This is a genomic window from Cellulomonas fimi, from assembly GCF_028583725.1.
GTDB classification, from domain to species: Bacteria; Actinomycetota; Actinomycetes; order Actinomycetales; family Cellulomonadaceae; genus Cellulomonas; species Cellulomonas fimi_B.
The window spans coordinates 3,871,879-3,888,445 of the sequence record NZ_CP110680.1; the positions used below are offsets into that span (position 1 = coordinate 3,871,879).

Annotated in this window: 13 protein-coding genes; 6 read left to right on the plus strand and 7 right to left on the minus strand. The window is 75.3% G+C overall.

Features of this window, described 5'->3' with window-relative positions:
* Window positions 1-21 precede the first annotated feature (21 nt).
* The 5 genes from ftsH to dacB all read right to left on the minus strand — a co-directional run bounded on the left by ftsH (window position 22) and on the right by dacB (window position 6,545).
* A complete protein-coding gene (gene ftsH / locus OOT42_RS17405) occupies window positions 22-2,076 on the minus strand; it encodes an ATP-dependent zinc metalloprotease FtsH (protein WP_273652407.1) in 2,055 nt (684 codons plus the stop codon).
* 130 nt (window positions 2,077-2,206) lie between these two features.
* The gene (hpt, locus tag OOT42_RS17410; protein ID WP_273652408.1) at window positions 2,207-2,758 is read right to left on the minus strand and encodes a hypoxanthine phosphoribosyltransferase; all 552 of its coding nucleotides are present in this window, start codon (window positions 2,756-2,758) and stop codon (window positions 2,207-2,209) included.
* Window positions 2,759-2,760: 2 nt separating this feature from the next.
* Entirely contained in the window at window positions 2,761-3,894 is a 1,134-nt protein-coding gene (gene tilS / locus OOT42_RS17415) for a tRNA lysidine(34) synthetase TilS (protein WP_273652409.1), read from the minus strand.
* 103 nt (window positions 3,895-3,997) lie between these two features.
* Window positions 3,998-5,071, minus strand: coding sequence for a zinc-dependent metalloprotease (locus tag OOT42_RS17420; protein ID WP_273652410.1), 1,074 nt, complete (start codon window positions 5,069-5,071; stop codon window positions 3,998-4,000).
* A 64-nt stretch (window positions 5,072-5,135) separates the two neighbouring features.
* Complete coding sequence (dacB, locus tag OOT42_RS17425; RefSeq protein WP_273652411.1) at window positions 5,136-6,545, minus strand: D-alanyl-D-alanine carboxypeptidase/D-alanyl-D-alanine endopeptidase; 1,410 nt, start codon at window positions 6,543-6,545, stop codon at window positions 5,136-5,138.
* Between the two features lie 174 nt (window positions 6,546-6,719).
* Between dacB and OOT42_RS17430 the strand changes: the two genes are divergently transcribed.
* A complete protein-coding gene (locus OOT42_RS17430; RefSeq protein WP_162353993.1) occupies window positions 6,720-7,217 on the plus strand; it encodes an inorganic diphosphatase in 498 nt (165 codons plus the stop codon).
* Window positions 7,218-7,377: 160 nt separating this feature from the next.
* Here OOT42_RS17430 and OOT42_RS17435 read toward each other — a convergent pair whose 3' ends face one another.
* Entirely contained in the window at window positions 7,378-8,811 is a 1,434-nt protein-coding gene (locus OOT42_RS17435; protein ID WP_273652412.1) for an NlpC/P60 family protein, read from the minus strand.
* Between the two features lie 526 nt (window positions 8,812-9,337).
* Here OOT42_RS17435 and OOT42_RS17440 point away from each other — a divergent pair.
* The 5 genes from OOT42_RS17440 to OOT42_RS17460 all read left to right on the plus strand — a co-directional run bounded on the left by OOT42_RS17440 (window position 9,338) and on the right by OOT42_RS17460 (window position 14,853).
* On the plus strand, window positions 9,338-10,657 hold the full coding sequence (locus OOT42_RS17440; RefSeq protein ID WP_273652413.1) for a bifunctional o-acetylhomoserine/o-acetylserine sulfhydrylase: 1,320 nt from the start codon (window positions 9,338-9,340) through the stop codon (window positions 10,655-10,657).
* A gap of 138 nt (window positions 10,658-10,795) precedes the next feature.
* The gene (gene metX / locus OOT42_RS17445; RefSeq protein WP_423775928.1) at window positions 10,796-12,013 is read left to right on the plus strand and encodes a homoserine O-acetyltransferase MetX; all 1,218 of its coding nucleotides are present in this window, start codon (window positions 10,796-10,798) and stop codon (window positions 12,011-12,013) included.
* 99 nt (window positions 12,014-12,112) lie between these two features.
* Entirely contained in the window at window positions 12,113-12,838 is a 726-nt protein-coding gene (locus OOT42_RS17450; protein ID WP_273652414.1) for a maleylpyruvate isomerase N-terminal domain-containing protein, read from the plus strand.
* Window positions 12,839-12,925: 87 nt separating this feature from the next.
* Window positions 12,926-13,873: a zinc-binding dehydrogenase gene (locus OOT42_RS17455; protein WP_273652415.1), complete on the plus strand. Its 948-nt coding sequence runs from the start codon at window positions 12,926-12,928 to the stop codon at window positions 13,871-13,873.
* Between the two features lie 14 nt (window positions 13,874-13,887).
* Window positions 13,888-14,853 (plus strand): alpha/beta hydrolase, encoded by a 966-nt coding sequence (locus OOT42_RS17460; protein ID WP_273652416.1) that lies wholly within the window; start codon window positions 13,888-13,890, stop codon window positions 14,851-14,853.
* 64 nt (window positions 14,854-14,917) lie between these two features.
* Here OOT42_RS17460 and OOT42_RS17465 read toward each other — a convergent pair whose 3' ends face one another.
* On the minus strand, window positions 14,918-16,513 hold the full coding sequence (locus OOT42_RS17465; RefSeq protein ID WP_273652417.1) for a hypothetical protein: 1,596 nt from the start codon (window positions 16,511-16,513) through the stop codon (window positions 14,918-14,920).
* Window positions 16,514-16,567: the final 54 nt, after the last annotated feature.

Sequence of the window (16,567 nt, forward strand, 5' to 3'; positions counted from 1 at the left end):
GACGGCACGCCGTCGACCACGTCACTCACCGTCCCGGCTCCAGCCCCGGGTGTCGGGGGTCTGCTCGGGCGGGAGCTCGACGACCTTGCGCGCCGGGTTCTCGTCGCCGACGACCGCGGCCTCGTCCTCGGGGATCACGGCGTGGCCGTTCTGCGCGGCCTTCTCCGCCGCGGTCAGCACGGGCCCCTGCGACGAGACGGCGCGCTGGTCGCTCGACAGCCACACGCTGCGCGGCGGCCGCTTGACGATGGGCGCGAAGATCTCGGCGAGCTGCTCGGCGTTCAGCGTCTCCTTGTCGAGCAGCTCGAGGACGAGGTCGTCGAGGACCTCGCGGTACTCGACGAGGATCTCCCACGCCTCGTCGTGCGCGCGCTCGATGAGCGCGCGGACCTCGAGGTCGATCGCGCCCGCGACGTCCTCGGAGTAGTCGCGCTGGTGGCCCACGTCGCGGCCCAGGAACACCTCGTTCGACTCCTGGCCGAGCCGGATCGCACCGAGGCGGCTGCTCATGCCGAACTGCGTCACCATGCGGCGCGCGGTCGCGGTGGCCTTCTCGATGTCGTTGCTCGCACCCGTCGTCGGGTCGTGGAAGACGAGCTCCTCGGCGACGCGGCCGCCCATCGCGTACGCGAGCTGGTCGAGCAGCTCGTTGCGCGTCGTGGAGTACTTGTCCTCGGTCGGCATGACCATCGTGTAGCCGAGGGCCCGGCCGCGCGGCAGGATCGTCACCTTCGTGACGGGGTCCGTGTAGCGCAGCGCCGCCGCGACGAGGGCGTGGCCGCCCTCGTGGTACGCGGTGATCTTCTGCTCCTTGACGTTCATCACGCGCGTCCGCTTCTGCGGGCCCGCGATGACGCGGTCGATCGCCTCGTCGAGCGCGTGGTCGTCGATGACCTGCGCGTTCTTGCGCGCGGTGAGGAGCGCGGCCTCGTTGAGCACGTTCGCCAGGTCGGCCCCCGTGAACCCGGGCGTCCGGCGGGCGACGGTCACCAGGTCGACGTGCGGCGCCATCGGCTTGCCCTGCGCGTGCACCTGGAGGATCTTCTCGCGGCCCTTGAGGTCCGGCGGCTCGACCGAGACCTGCCGGTCGAACCGGCCGGGGCGCAGGAGCGCCGGGTCGAGGATGTCGGGGCGGTTGGTCGCGGCGATGAGGATGACGTTCGTCTTGACGTCGAAGCCGTCCATCTCGACGAGCATCTGGTTGAGCGTCTGCTCGCGCTCGTCGTGCCCGCCGCCGAGGCCCGCGCCACGGTGCCGGCCGACCGCGTCGATCTCGTCGACGAAGATGATCGCCGGCGAGTTCTCCTTGGCCTGCTGGAACAGGTCACGCACGCGGCTGGCACCGACGCCGACGAACATCTCGACGAAGTCCGAGCCGGAGATCGAGTAGAACGGCACGCCCGCCTCGCCCGCGACCGCGCGCGCCAGCAGCGTCTTGCCGGTCCCGGGCGGGCCGTAGAGCAGCACGCCCTTCGGGATCTTGGCGCCGACGGCCTGGAACTTGGCGGGCTCGGAGAGGAACTCCTTGATCTCCTGGAGCTCCTCGAGCGCCTCGTCCACACCCGCGACGTCCGCGAACGTGACCTGCGGCGACTCCTTGCTCACGAGCTTGGCGCGCGACTTGCCGAAGCTCATGACGCGCGAGCCGCCGCCCTGCATGTTCGACATGAGGAACCAGAAGATCGCCAGGATGATGACGAACGGCAGGACGATGCCGAGCAGGCTCGACCACCACGACGTCTGCGGCACCTCGGACGTGTAGCCGTCCGGCAGGTCGGCCGACGCGACGGCGTCCACGACCGCGGGGCCCTGCGGCACGACGTAGTAGAACTGCACGCGCTCGCCGAAGTTCTCGTCGTCCTTGACGAAGTCCTCGGACAGCGTGAGGTCGACCCGCTGCTGCCCCTCGGTGATCTTCGCGGACTCCGCCTTGCCGTCAGCCAGGAGCTCGAGGCCGTCGGAGGTGTCGATCCGGCTGACCTTCGGGGTGGCGAGCGCGGTCGCACCGATCCAGAGGAGCACGACGGCGAGCACGATCCACAGGATCGGGCCGCGGGCAAGACGCTTGAGGTTCATGGGCGATCGGGGCCAGGCCCCTCATCCTCCGCTCGCAGGGCTGGTGGCCTTCGAACTTACACGGCGATCCTGTGGCAACCCCGCGGTGTTCGCCCAGGGCACATCCGGGCCGTGGGCGACCCCGTGCAGGTCACGCGTAGACGTGCGGCGCGAGCGTCCCGACGAACGGCAGGTTGCGGTACTTCTCGGCGTAGTCCAGGCCGTACCCGACGACGAACTCGTTCGGGATGTCGAAGCCGACGTAGCGCACGTCGACCTCGACCTTGGCGGCCTCGGGCTTGCGCAGCATCGTCGCGATCTCGACCGACGCCGGGCCGCGCGAGCGCAGGTTCGACAGCAGCCACGACAGCGTCAGGCCGGAGTCGATGATGTCCTCGACGATGAGGACGTGCCGGCCGTGCAGGTCGGTGTCGAGGTCCTTGAGGATCCGCACGACGCCCGACGACTTGGTGCCCGAGCCGTACGACGACACCGCCATCCAGTCCATCTGCGCGGGCGAGTGCAGGCGGCGGGCGAGGTCGGCCATGACCATGACCGCACCCTTGAGGACGCCCACGAGCAGCAGGTCCTTGCCCGCGTAGTCGGCGTCGACCTGCGCGGCGATCTCGTCGAGCCGCGCGTGCAGCTGCTCCTCGGTGAGGAGGACCCGCTCGAGGTCCGCGCCCATGTCGACTGGCTCCACCGTCACCGCTCCTGTCGCTCGTCGTGCACCGGCAGGGCCGGCCCGAGGAGAAGCCTGCCACACGACCGTGCGGCGACGACCCCGCCGGGCAGCGGCAGCGGACCCTGCCCGTGCCAGTCCGTGAGGAGCGCGTCGACCGCGAGCACGTGACCCCGGTTGAGCGCCCCGGCCGGGCAGCCCGCGCGCACCGCCGCGACCCGCAGCGCGCGTCGGCGCACGGCCACCGGTGCCCCGAGCAGCACGCCCACGTCGAGCCCACCGAGCCCGCCCGTCCCCGCCGCCCCCGGGTCCCGGTCGTCGGCCGGGGCGGGTGTCGCGGAGGCTCCCGGGTGCGGGGGAGCCGCGTCGGGGCGAGGTGCGGGCACGGTCCGGGAGGCCGCCGTGAGCAGCGTGGCGGCGAGCTCGTCGAGCGCGTCGGCGTCCTCGCGGAGCTGGTCGGCGGTGCGCGCGAGGGCGCCCGCGACGCCCGGCCCGAGCTCGCGCTCCAGGAGCGGCAGCACGCGGTCGCGGACCCGGCTGCGCAGCGGCGCGTCGTCGGCGGTCCCCGCGTTGGTGGGGTCCTCCCACGGCACGAGCCCGAGCGCGGCGCACACGCCGACGGTGTCGGACCGGCGCAGGCCCAGCAGCGGTCGCCGCAGCACGCCGCGCACGGGCGGCATCCCGGCGAGCGAGCGCGCACCCGACCCGCGCGCGAGCCGGAGCAGGACCGTCTCCGCCTGGTCGTCGAGCGTGTGCCCGAGCAGCACGGCCGCCGCGCCCGACCGCGCCGCGACGGCCTCGAGCGCCGCGTACCGCGCGTCGCGCGCCGCCGCCTCGGGGCCACCCGGGCCGTCGACGCGCACCCGCTCGACGACGACGGGGTCGAGCCCGAGCGCGCGGCACGCGTCCGCGGTCCGCGCCGCGACGTCGGCGGACCCGGGCTGCAGCCCGTGGTCGACGACGACCGCCCCGGCCCGCAGGACGCGCGGCCCGCGCCGGAGCGCCCGGTCGGCGACGAACGCCGTCGCGGCCGCGAGCGCGAGCGAGTCCGGCCCGCCCGAGCAGGCGACGAGGACCAGGGCACCGTCCGGCAGGTCGGCGACGGCCGCGGTCACCGCGCTCCGGACGGCCGCGACACGGCGGTCCGGCCCCGTCATCGTCGCGCTGCCCGCGCCCCGGCGGCGCCGGCACCCCGGTGACCCGACGGCGGGGCCACCGGCCGGGCGCCGACGGTGCCGGTCTCGGCGGTGCGGGGTCGCGTCACCCGTGCACCCGGCGGACCCACGACGCCGGGTCCGCGATCTCGCCCGGGCGCGGCAGCGTGTCGGCGCCCGACCAGACGGCGTTGAACCCGTCGCGGCCGACGTGCCCCTGCACGGCCCGCACGAAGGCGGCGCCGTCGCGGTACTGCGCGAGCTTCTCGTCGAGCCCGAGCAGGCGGCGCAGCACGCGCTCGAAGCCGCGCGCGCGGGCGCCCTCGTCGCGCTTCGCCTCGAACTTGCGGCGGATCGTGCGGACGGTCCGGACCACCTTCGGGCCGACCTGGTCCATCGCGACGTCGGCGTGCCCCTCGAGGAGGGCCATGACGGCGCCCACCTCCTCGAACACCGCGCGCTGCCGGTCGGACAGGACGTCGAGGACGCTGCCGCCGTCGGGCCCGAGCACGGCCCGCGTCACGCGCGCGAGCAGGTCGGCCGCACCGGGGCCGTCGTCGCCGCCGGGCGCGGACGCGGCGAGGTCGCCCAGGAGCTCGGCGGACCGCGCGCGCAGCAGGTCGGCGAGCCACGGCGCGGCGGCGAACTGGAGCGCGTGCGTCTGCTCGTGGAGCGCGACCCAGAGGCGGAAGTCGGCGGGGTCGACGCCGAGCGTCCGCTCCAGGTGCAGCACGTTCGGCGCGACGAGCAGCAGCCGTCCCGTGCCGCCGGGCGGCGCGGTGAACGGGTCGAACTGCCCGAGGACCTTGCCGGACAGCAGCGCGAGGACCCCGCCGACCTGCGCGGCGGCCGCGGTCCGGGCGCCCGGCGGGGGCACGAGCGGGCTGCCGTCCGGCCGCCGCCCGAGCGGCTCGGCGAGGCGCGCGAACATCTCGACGTTGGCGCGGGCCCACGACGCGCGGTCCACGACCAGCACGCGCGAGACCGCGTCGGGCGCGGTGCCGTCGACGGCGGTCAGGCCGGTGATGTCGGACGCGTACCCGCCCGCGCGGTGCGCGGCGTCGCGCAGGCCCTCGACGAGGTCGAGCAGCTCGTCCCGGGTGGCCGTCGGGCCGGGGCGGGAGAGTCGGCCGGCGATGCGGGCGGCCGCGGTCCAGTCGACGGGCGCGGTCTCGTCCATCGGGCCACCGTAGACGCCGCACGCCCCCGCCGTCGCCGGAGCGGGCGCGGGTCTCCCGCGTGCCTCAGGCGCAGCCGCAGCCCGACAGGTTCGTCACGAACGCGTCGATCGTCGCGCGCGGCGCCCACTGCCCGCCCGCGGGCGTCCGGTCGGCGAGCACCACGAAGACGAGCTGGCGCCGGTCCGCGTCGAGCACGGTGCCCGCGAGCGCGGTGACACCGGGCAGGCTGCCGGTCTTGGCGCGCGCGAGCCCGCGCGCGGTCGACGTCGTGTACCGGTCGGACAGCGTCCCCGTGAGTCCCGCGATCGGCATGCCCGTCGCGACCTCGCGCAGCCCGGGGTGCGCGGGGTCGGTCGAGCGGCGCAGCAGCGCGAGCAGGAGGTCGGGCGACAGGACCGACCCGGCGCCGAGGCCCGACGCGTCGGACAGGTGCGCGCCGGTCGTGTCGACGCCGCCCGCGGCGACCGCGTGCAGGACCGCCTGCGCGCCGCCGTCGAAGCTCGCGGGCAGCCCGGCGTCGATCGCGACGAGCCGCGAGACGACCTCGGTGATCGTGTTGTCGGACGTGTCGAGGAAGTAGTGCACGACGTCGCCGAGCGGCGCGGACCGGACCTCCCCGACGACGGGAGCACCGTCGGGGGCGCTGGTCCGCTGCGGGCTGCCGGTGACGGTGATGCCCACGTCGGCGAGCCGCTGCGCGAACGTGCGGGCCGCGTGCAGCGACGGGTCGGGGTACCGCGGCGGGTACTCGCCCGCGCGCATCTTCGCGATGTCGACGCCGAGCGCCGTCACGGGTGCGACGAACCCGGCGGCGACGTCGGCCGGGTTCCAGGTGGGGCTGAGCGCCGGGCCGCTGAACAGGGAGTCGTCGAACCCGAGCTGGACGGTCGTGCGTCCCTGGAGCGCGAGCGCGCGCGCGACCTGCGCGGCCAGGTCGGCGAGGCCGGCGTGCCCGACGGTCGCGTCCGGGTCGCCCGCACCGGCGGCGAGCATCATGTCGCCGCCGCCGACGAGCACGAGCTGGTCGCCGCTCTGCACGACCGTCGTCGGGAGCGTGACGTCGGGACCGAGCGCGTCGAGCGCGGCGACGGCGGTGACGAGCTTGGCGGTCGACGCGGGCGTGCGACCCTGGTCCGCGAGGTGCGACGCGAGGACCTCGCCCGTGAGCTGGTCCGCGACGACGACGCCCACGGTCGGTCCGAGCCGCGGGTCGGCGACCAGCCCGTCGACGAGGGCCTGCACGGTCGTCGCGCCCGGCATCGGCGCCTGGTCGTCGAGCGGCCCGAGCACGGCCGCGGGGTCGCCGGGGTCGACGGCCCCGGGGGCGGTCGGGAACGGCGCGGCCGGCGCGGGCGACGGCTCGAGCGTGACGAGGCCGGGCGCGACGTCGTAGGCGTCCGCGGTCCCGTACGCCGCGCCCGCGAGCACGACGACGAGCACGGCGGTGCCGACGACCCGTCCTGTTGTGGCCATGATCACCCTGTTCCTGCCGGGGGCGGGGCGAGACCCCCGCGCGCCGGTGCGTCAGACTACTGTCCGAGACAAGGGCGCCCCCGACACCCCGGCGCGCCGTTCACGACGACCGACGAGTCGCCGGGTCCGCCGGCCCCATCGAGGCTGGGCGCGGACGTGGTGCTAAGGAGTGCTGTGGAGTTCGACGTCACCATCGAGATCCCCAAGGGGCAGCGCAACAAGTACGAGGTGGACCACGCGACCGGCCGCATCCGGCTCGACCGCATGCTCTTCACCTCGACCCGGTACCCCGACGACTACGGCTTCATCGAGGGCACGCTCGGCGAGGACGGCGACCCGCTCGACGCGCTCGTCCTGCTCGAGGAGCCGACGTTCCCCGGGTGCCTGATCCGTTGCCGCGCGCTGGGCATGTTCCGCATGCGCGACGAGGCGGGCGGCGACGACAAGGTCCTGTGCGTCCCGACGGGCGACCAGCGCGCCGCGTGGCGTCAGGACATCGACGACGTCTCCGACTTCCACCGCCTGGAGATCCAGCACTTCTTCGAGGTCTACAAGGACCTGGAGCCCGGCAAGTCCGTCGAGGGCGCGCACTGGACGGGTCGCGCGGAGGCCGAGGCCGAGATCGAGCGGTCGCGTCAGCGCGCGATCGACGCCGGGTACGACCACCACTGAGCGACGGTCGGCGCTGGACGCACAGCGCTGAGCCGTGCCCCGGCCGCGCCACCGTGCAGCCCGGGACGGACGACGACGGCCCGCCACCCTCGACGCGAGGGGGCGGGCCGTCGTGCTGCCGGTGCCGGGCGGTCGTCCGACCGGCGACGGGCGCGAGTCGTCAGGGGCGACCGGCGTAGGGCATGGTGCCCGCCCAGCGCATCGCGACGAGGCGCACGGGCTTGTCGAACGTCGGGGCCTCGATGATCTGGCCGTTGCCCGCCCAGATCGCGACATGGTGGATCGCGTCGGGGTTGTTCGGGTCGGTGGACCAGAAGACGAGGTCGCCGGGCCGGAGCTGGTCGTACGAGATCTTGAGGACCTGCTTGTACTGGTCGCGCGACGTGCGGTTGAGGCTGACGCCGCCCGCGGTGCGCCACGACGTGCCGGTGAGGCCGGAGCAGTCGTAGCCCACGGGCCCGACGCCGCCCCACACGTACGGCTTGCCGAGCTGCGTCTTCGCCCACTCGACGGCCGCCGCTCCCCCGCCGGCCGAGCCGCGCGAGCGACCCGTGCCGAGGCCGTACTGGCCGCCCGTCGCCGGGGGCGTCGTGGGCTGCGCGGTCGATCCGCCGCCCGTCGAGCCGCCGCCGGTCGATCCGCCACCCGTCGAGCCGCCGCCGGTCGCTCCGCCACCGGTCGAGCCGCCACCCGTCGCGCCACCGCCAGTCGATCCACCGCCGGTCGAACCGCCGCCGGTCGCGCCACCGCCGGTCGATCCCCCACCGGTCGACCCGCCCGTCGCGCCGCCGTTCGACCCGCCCGTCGACCCCGCGGGCGGCGCGACCACGGGGGGACGCAGGGCCGCCTGCCGCGCGGCCTCGTCGGCGCGCGCCCGGCGGTCGGCCTCGAGGGCGTCCTGGCGGGCGCGCTCGACCTCTGCGCTGGTCTGCCGTGCGGCGGCGAGGGCGGCGATGAGCCCCTCGCGCTCCGCGGCACCCGCGGCGAGCGCGGCGTCGCTGTCCTGCTGGGTCTTCTGCGCGGTGGCCAGGGCGGCGGACGCGTCCCGCTCGGCGGTCGTCGCGTCGGCCTCGGCGGCCGCGGCCCGGTCGGAGAGCACGCCGGCCACGAGCTGCGCCGCGCGGAACTCCTGCACCGCCTCGTCGGCCTTGCCGGTCATCTGCTCCAGCGCGGTGGAGCGGCGCGCGACGTCACGGAACCCGTCGGCGGACAGCACGGCCTGCAGCGTCTCGACGTTGCCGCCGGAGCGGGCGGCCTCGCGCGCCATCGCGACGAGCGTGCGGCGCGCGTCCTCGGCGCGGGTGTCGGCGTCGGTGGAGCGCTGCCGGGCGTCGGCGGCGGCGACCTTCGCGGCCTCGGCGGCGGCGAGCGCGACGGTGTAGTCCTCGCCCGCCTTCTGCACGGCGAGCTGGGCGGCGTCGGCCTGCGCGGAGAGCTGCGCGAGGCGCAGCTCCATCTCGGCGACGGACCGGGAGGCGGCGTCGACCGCGCGGCGCGCGTCGCGCACGTCCTGCGCGGACGGGGGCGTGGGGTCGGCGGCGGCGACGTCCGCACCGATGATCCCGGAGGTGGCGACGACGACCGCGGCGGTCACCAGCCGGAGGGTCCGCCGGGGTCCCCGACGCCGGCCCTCGTCGGCACCGAGCACGCTGTCGAACCGCACCACTGCACTTCCTCCGGACGTTCGCACGGGCCCCTCCCCGGGCCCGTTCGCGGTTCGACGCTACCCACGCGAGTCACAGAAGTGAACACAAGTCACACGAGCAACACGAGTCACACCGTTGTGGTTCGGGACGTTCCGGACGTATGCTCACCCATTTGGCCGAGACCGGTCCGACTGTCATCCACGACCGCCCGACGGCGCCCGTCTCACATCACGGGACGCCTGTGTCACAGAGCGGATGGTGGCTCGTACTCTCGGTCACATGACCCGTCGAATGTGTCGCTGACCAGCGCACGTTCGGCATGCCCGCGGACAGGTGACCAGCCCCGGCCACACCCGCGACGAGCCAGACGCTCGACACGTGCGCCCCTCCCACCCCCATCCGCGGGACGGACGTCGGCTGCCCGAGCTCCCCGCGGACCGAGCACCCACCGGATCCCCGAGAGAGAGCAGACCGATGAGCAACGAGAGCTGGAGCTTCGAGACCCGCCAGATCCACGCGGGCCAGGCCCCCGACACGAGCACGGGCGCACGCGCCCTGCCGATCTACCAGACGACGTCGTACGTCTTCGACTCCGCCCAGCAGGCCGCCGACCGGTTCGCGCTCAAGGAGCTCGGGCCGATCTACACGCGCATCGGCAACCCGACGACCGAGGTCGTCGAGAACCGCATCGCGAACCTCGAGGGCGGCGTCGGCGCGCTCCTCGTCGCGTCGGGCCAGGCGGCCGAGACGTTCGCGATCCTCAACATCGCGCAGGCCGGCGACCACGTCGTCGCGAGCCCGTCGCTCTACGGCGGCACGTACAACCTGCTGCACTACACGCTGCCGAAGCTCGGCATCGAGACGACGTTCGTCGAGGACCCGCACGACGCCGAGTCGTGGCGCGCGGCCGTCCGCCCGAACACCAAGCTGTTCTTCGCGGAGACGATCCCGAACCCGAAGTCCGACGTGCTCGACATCGAGCTCGTCGCCGACGTCGCGCACGAGAACGGCGTCCCGCTGATCGTCGACAACACCGTCGCGACGCCGTACCTCATCAACCCGCTGCAGTGGGGCGCCGACGTCGTCGTGCACTCCGCGACCAAGTACCTCGGCGGGCACGGCTCCGCGATCGCCGGCGTCATCGTCGACGCGGGCCGCTTCGACTACACCGCCGACCCGGAGAAGTTCCCCGGCTTCAGCAAGCCCGACCCGTCGTACCACGGCCTGGTCATCGGCGAGGCGCTCGGCAAGGACGGCGTCTTCGGCGTCAACCTCTCCTACATCCTCAAGGCGCGCATCCAGCTCCTGCGCGACCTCGGCGCCGCGGCGTCGCCGTTCAACGCGTTCCTCATCGCGCAGGGCATCGAGACGCTGTCGCTGCGCGTCGAGCGGCACGTCGCGAACGCGCAGAAGGTCGCCGAGTGGCTCGAGGCGCGCGAGGACGTCCTGACGGTCCACTACGCGGGTCTGGAGTCGTCGCCGTGGCACGCCAACCAGCTCAAGTACGCGCCGCGCGGCGCGGGCGCCGTCCTGGCGTTCGAGATCGAGGGTGGCACCGAGGCCGGTCAGGCGTTCGTGTCGGCGCTCGAGCTGCACTCGAACGTCGCGAACATCGGTGACGTCCGCTCGCTCGTCATCCACCCCGCGTCGACGACGCACAGCCAGCTGACCCCCGAGGAGCAGCTGCGGTCCGGCGTCACGCCGGGCCTCGTCCGCCTCGCCGTCGGCATCGAGCACGTCGACGACATCCTCGCGGACCTCGACGCGGGCTTCCGGGCCGCCAAGGGCGCCTGACCCGTGCCGTCGTCCCCGCCGCCGTCCCGCGGTGAGCCCGCCCACGGCTCGCCGACGGGACGCGGCGGGGACGACCCCGTCCCGAGCGGCGAGACCGCGCCGGGGCACGCCTCCGACCCGCCCGTAGATTGGGATCTCGTGCCCGACGACACGTTCACGTTCGCCCCGGCGAGGGCGCACGCGCGCACGCTCGCGAGCCGCGTGCCGCTGCCCGAGCGGCCGCCCGTGCGCGCGTCGTCGGCCTGGCGCGAGGGCGACCCCGTCGGGCGGCGGCAGTTCGCCGACCTCGGCCCGTTCGCGCTCGAGTCCGGCGGGCGGCTGCCCGCGGTGCGGCTCGCGTACGAGACGTGGGGCACGCTGAACGAGGACGGCAGCAACGCGGTGCTCGTCCTGCACGCGCTCACCGGCGACTCGCACGTCACCGGTCCCGCGGGCGACGGGCACCCCACCGCCGGGTGGTGGCAGTCGATGGTCGGGCCCGGCGCCCCGATCGACACCGACGAGTGGTTCGTCGTCGCGCCCAACGTCCTCGGCGGCTGCCAGGGCTCGACCGGGCCCGCGTCGACCGCGCCCGACGGGCGGCCGTGGGGCGGACGCTTCCCCCTGCTCACGGTCCGCGACCAGGTCGCCGCCGAGATCCGCCTCGCCGACCTGCTGGGCATCGACTCGTGGGCGCTCGTCATCGGCGCGTCCATGGGCGGCCTGCGCGTGCTCGAGTGGGCCGTCACCGCCCCCGAGCGCGTCCGCTCGATCGCCGCGATCGCGACCGCCGCGCAGACGTCGGGCGACCAGATCGCCGGCTTCCACACGCAGCTCGCCGCGATCCTCGCCGACCCGCGCTACCGCGACGGGGACTACTACGACGCGGCCGACGGTGACGGCCCGCACGTCGGGCTCGGCATCGCACGGCAGATCGCACACCAGACCTACCGCAGCGCGTTCGAGCTCGACGAGCGCTTCGGCCGCATCCCGCAGGGCGCCGAGGACCCGCTCGAGGGCGGCCGGTTCGCCGTGCAGTCCTACCTCGACCACCACGGCGACAAGCTCGCCCGCCGGTTCGACGCGAACACCTACGTCGCCCTCACCCGCACGATGATCACGCACGACCTCGGGCGGGACCGCGGGGGCGTCGCCGCGGCGCTCGCCCAGATCACCGCGCGCGCCCTCGTGATCGCCGTCGACTCCGACCGGCTGTTCCCGCCCGCGCAGTCCGAGCGGATCGCCGCGGGCATCCCGGGCGCCGGTCCGGTCCGGACCGTGCGCTCGCCCTACGGGCACGACGGCTTCCTCATCGAGGAGGACCAGGTCGGCGCGATCGTCTCGACCTTCCTGTCCGACGAGGTCCGCACCCGCTGAGCCCGGCTGCGCCGGGCGCCGACGTGTCAAGACCGCCGCCCGCAGGCCGCGGTCGCGGAATGACAAGTCCGGGCGACACGACTGCGGCACGATGGACGGATGTCCCACACCGACCTCGCCGCCGCGTCCGCCGCCCTGCACAGCCAGTGGGACCGCCTGCGGTCCTGGGTCGCGGAGGTCGTCGACGACGACGTGAACGACGCACCCTCCGTGCTCGACGGCTGGTCGGTCGCCGAGCTCGTCGCGCACCTCGGGCGGGCGATGGACGCGCTCGCCGTCTGCACGCCGCTGCCCGACGGGACGGTGCCGTACACGCTCGCCGAGTACGTCGGGACGTACGTCGCGCGGGCGCAGGACATCGCGGACACGACGCGTGACCTCGCGGAGCAGATCGCGCCGAACCCGCTCCGCGCCGTCGACGCGATGGCGGCGGCGGCATTCGCCAACCTCGACGCGCTGGGCCCGTCCGACCGCGTGGTGCAGGCGCGCCGCGGACCGGTGATGCTCTCGACGATGACGGTGTCGCGCGTGCTCGAGCTCGTGGTGCACGCCGACGACCTCGCCCGCTCGGTGCGCCGCGCGCGCGGCACCGGCGCCGGCCCGGACCCGATCGACCCCGCGGCCCTCACGCTCGTGGCCGACGCGCTGCTCGACATCGTCGTCGCACGCGGCGGGTGGAGCCTCGAGGTCGCCGACGCGCGCCGCTGGGTCCGCCTCGCGGCGGGCCGGACGCCCTACGACGTCGACGAGCTGGCCCGCGCCCTGCAGCCGCAGCACACGTCGGAGGCCGTCCCCGACCTCGGCCGGATGCTCCCCCTCCTCTGACCCCTCCCGAGCGGGGCGCCCGGGACCGCGCCGCACGCCGGGGCACGGCAGGCTCGGGTCGTCGACGCAGGTCGCTACGGTGGGCCCGTGATCGCCGCCTACGCCGCCCGCTTCTCCCCCGACGACCCGCTGGCCGCGCTGGAGGTCGGCGAGCAGCCCGCACCGCAGGCCCGCGACGGCTGGACGGTCGTCGACGTGCGCGCCGCCGCGCTCAACCACCACGACCTGTGGTCGCTGCGCGGCGTCGGGCTGCGCGCCGACCAGCTGCCGATGATCCTCGGCACCGATGCCGCGGGCGTGACGTCCGACGGGCGCGAGGTCGTCGTGCACGGCGTGGTCGGGGGCGTGCCGGGGCAGGACGAGCCGCGCTCGCTGCTCTCGGAGAAGCACCCCGGCACGCTCGCGGAGCAGGTCGCCGTGCCGACGTGGAACCTCGTCGACAAGCCCGCCGCGCTGTCGTTCGTCGAGGCCGCGTGCCTGCCGACCGCCTGGCTCACGGCCTACCGGATGCTGTTCACGACCGGTCGCGCGACGCCCGGGCAGCGCGTGCTCGTGCAGGGTGCGGGCGGCGGGCTCGCGACGGCCGCCGTCGTGCTCGGCGCAGCGGCGGGCCTCGACGTGGTCGTGACGTCGCGCTCGGCGGAGCGCCGGGAGCGGGCCCTCGCGCTCGGCGCGACCGCCGCCGTCGAGACCGGTGCGCGCGTGCCGCGCGTCGACCTCGTGCTGGAGTCGGTCGGCCGCGCGACGTGGTCGCACTCGGTCCGGTCGGTGCGGCCGGGCGGCACGATCGTCGTCGCCGGGGCCACGAGCGGCGACGCCGAGGCCGCCGAGCTGCAGCGCATCTTCTTCCAGGAGATCGCGGTGCTGGGCACGACGATGGGCAGCCGCGACGACCTGCGGCACCTGCTCGCGTTCCTCGCACGCACCGGGGTGCGACCCCTCGTCGACTCGACGTTCCCGCTGACCCGGGCCGCCGACGCGCTCGGCCGTCTTGCGGCCGGGGACCAGTTCGGCAAGATCGTCCTCGAGCCCTGACGACGGGAGGCGCAGTGACCGGGTGGGCGCCCGACGTCCTCGGTGACGACTACCGCGTCCGCACGCTCGACCTGCGCCCCGACGACGAGGGCGACGTCGTCGCGAGCCTCGTCCGCTACGCGCCGCCCACCGCCGAGCCCGCCCGGCCGTCCCGCGCGATCCTCTACGTGCACGGGTGGTCCGACTACTTCTTCCAGACGGAGCTCGCCGAGCACTGGCACGCCCGCGGCGCCGCGTTCTACGCGCTCGACCTGCGCAAGTACGGCCGCTCGCTGCGCCCGTGGCAGACGCCCGGCTACGTCGACGACCTCGCGACGTACGACGAGGAGATCGAGGCCGCGCTCGACGTCGTGCACGACGAGGTCGGCGCGTACGGGCGTGTCATGGTGATGGGTCACTCGACGGGTGGGCTGGTCGCCGCGCTGTGGGCCGACCGGCACCCCGACGAGCTCGACGGCCTCGTCCTCAACAGCCCGTGGCTCGAGCTGCAGGGCTCCTCGGTCGCGCGGCACGTGAGCGGCCCGGCCATCGCGCAGCTCGCCCGGTTCCAGCCGAAGGCGCCGCTGCCCAACGTCGACCCCGGGTACTACGCGCGCACCCTGTCGGCGAGCAGCGGCGGCGAGTGGACGTACGACCTGCACTGGCGGCCCGTGCCGTCGTTCCCCGTGCGCGCCGGCTGGCTGCGGGCCGTCGTCGCCGGCCACGCGACCGTCGCGCGCGGGCTGCACGTGACCGCGCCGATCCTCACGCTCGCGTCGTCGCGCTCGCTCTTCAGCGGGCGCTGGAGCGAGGACATGCGCGCCGCCGACATCGTGCTGGACGTCGAGCTCGTCGCGCGGCGCGCCGTGCAGCTCGGGCCGCTGGTCACCGTGGTGCGCATCGCGGGCGGCCTGCACGACCTCACGCTGTCCCCACCGCCCGTGCGGGCCCGGTTCTACGCGGAGCTCGACCGCTGGACCGCGGCGTACGGCTGGGGCTGAGGCCGGAGCACGACGCACCGCGGCGACGACGCGCGCCGTCGACCAGGACGGTGCGCGGAGGACGTCAGTACGGGCGCTCGACGCCCGCCGCCTCCGCGAGGGTCGGACCGCCGTCGCCGAGCCGCCACGCGCGCCACCCGTCGACCGCGTAGTCGACGCCGATGACCGCGGCGGCGGCCTCGTCCGGGTCGGCGAACACCTCGCCGTCCTCGAGCTCGACGAAGCCGTCGGGACGCAGCATCGCCTCGAACCGCTGCCCCCGGCGCTCGCGCACCCAGACCAGCGTCGTGATCACGCGGCGGCGCTTCGCGAGGATGGCGAGCTCCGGCAGCGGCTCGTCGAACGCAGGGGCAGCCGGCTCGTCGAGGTCCGCGGGGTCGAGCACCGCCGTCGGGGCGGTGACCGCGTCCTTCTCACGTGCGACGTCGACGCGGTGCACCACCGGCGGCTCGGGCACGGGCGCGGTCGGCGGGACGGCCGTCATCGGCGGCACGAGGTTCGCCGGGCTCAGCGGGTTCGACGCCGTCGTGCTCGCCGAGGCCCCCGTCGTCGCGTCCGCCGGCGTCGCCGGGGGCGCGTCCGGGGCGGCCGTCACGGCCGTCGGCGCGGTCGAGCCGTCGCGCGGCGGCACCTCCGCCGGGCGCAGCGGCGCGTCGCCCGGCAGGAACGGGCGCGGGCCGTCGACCTGCGGCGGCTCGGCGGCCGTGCGCGGGCGGAGCTGCTGCTCGAACGCCGTGCGCAGGCCGTAGATCGGCGTGAGCGTCATGGGCGCAGGGCCCGTGGTCGTCGTCGCCGGGGTCGCGCGCGTCGGCGGGTTGACGTTCGACGGCGCCGTCGTGCGGCCCTGGTTCTTGGGCTCGCGGGCAGGGCCGAACGGCAGGGGCGTCGGCTCCGTCACCGTGCTGCGGCGCGCGATGGGCGTCGGCGGGGGCGGCGTCGGACGCGGCGGCGGCGTGACCGAGCGGAGCTCGCCGGTCATCGGGCGCGTCCCGCGGTTCGTGCGCTCGGCCTCGTACGCCATCGCCGTCGCGAACGCCTCCGACGAGCGCACGAGCCGCAGCGCGGTGGGCTCGACGGGTCGGCGCGAGCCCTCGTGGATCGCGAGCGGGGACACGTCGAGCAGGCGTGAGTCGTCGACGCCGCGCACGACGCCGACCTGCAGCACGTCGACCTGCCGGCCGGGACCGCGCAGGAAGCCGAGGGTGTCGGTGGCCTCGGCGGCGACCTCGGAGCACAGGATCACGAGGCGGACGCCCTCGCGGCGGCTCGCGACCGTGCCGCCGGCGACCTGCTCGCGGAACGCGGCGAAGTCGACGCCGAACCGGCTGGGGTCGGCGTGGTAGGCACGGGCCAGGTCGGTGGTCGTCATCCGGCCCGCGGCACCCGCGTGGCGCAGCGACGCGACGACCGCGTCGTCGTCGACGACCTGCACGACCTCGACGACGACCGGGCGGCCCGTCGCGTCGAGCGCGAGGAGCTCGGGGAGGTCGGCGTGGTCCGGAGCGCTCGCGCGCCACCGGACGGCGAACAGGGGCTCGCCCGCGACGGCGGAGAGGTGGTGGGTGAGGACCGCGGAGCACTCCTGCGCGAACGACCCCGCGAGGGGCTGCATCGGCTGGACGAGGCGCGGCCGCCCCTCGTCGAGCTCGAAGATGGGCATCGCGGTCCCGGCCTTCCTGGGCACGCAGCGGCCGACCGCCTGCCCCGTAGATCG

Excerpts from the sequence above, each read along its gene's own strand:
- OOT42_RS17420 (WP_273652410.1), bottom strand. The coding sequence starts at position 5,071 with ATGGACGAGACCGCGCCCGTCGACTGGACCGCGGCCGCCCGCATCGCC.
- OOT42_RS17450 (WP_273652414.1), top strand. The coding sequence starts at position 12,113 with ATGTCCCACACCGACCTCGCCGCCGCGTCCGCCGCCCTGCACAGCCAG.
- OOT42_RS17440 (WP_273652413.1), top strand. The coding sequence starts at position 9,338 with ATGAGCAACGAGAGCTGGAGCTTCGAGACCCGCCAGATCCACGCGGGC.
- OOT42_RS17465 (WP_273652417.1), bottom strand. The coding sequence starts at position 16,513 with ATGCCCATCTTCGAGCTCGACGAGGGGCGGCCGCGCCTCGTCCAGCCG.
- tilS (WP_273652409.1), bottom strand. The coding sequence starts at position 3,894 with ATGACGGGGCCGGACCGCCGTGTCGCGGCCGTCCGGAGCGCGGTGACC.
- ftsH (WP_273652407.1), bottom strand. The coding sequence starts at position 2,076 with ATGAACCTCAAGCGTCTTGCCCGCGGCCCGATCCTGTGGATCGTGCTC.
- dacB (WP_273652411.1), bottom strand. The coding sequence starts at position 6,545 with ATGGCCACAACAGGACGGGTCGTCGGCACCGCCGTGCTCGTCGTCGTG.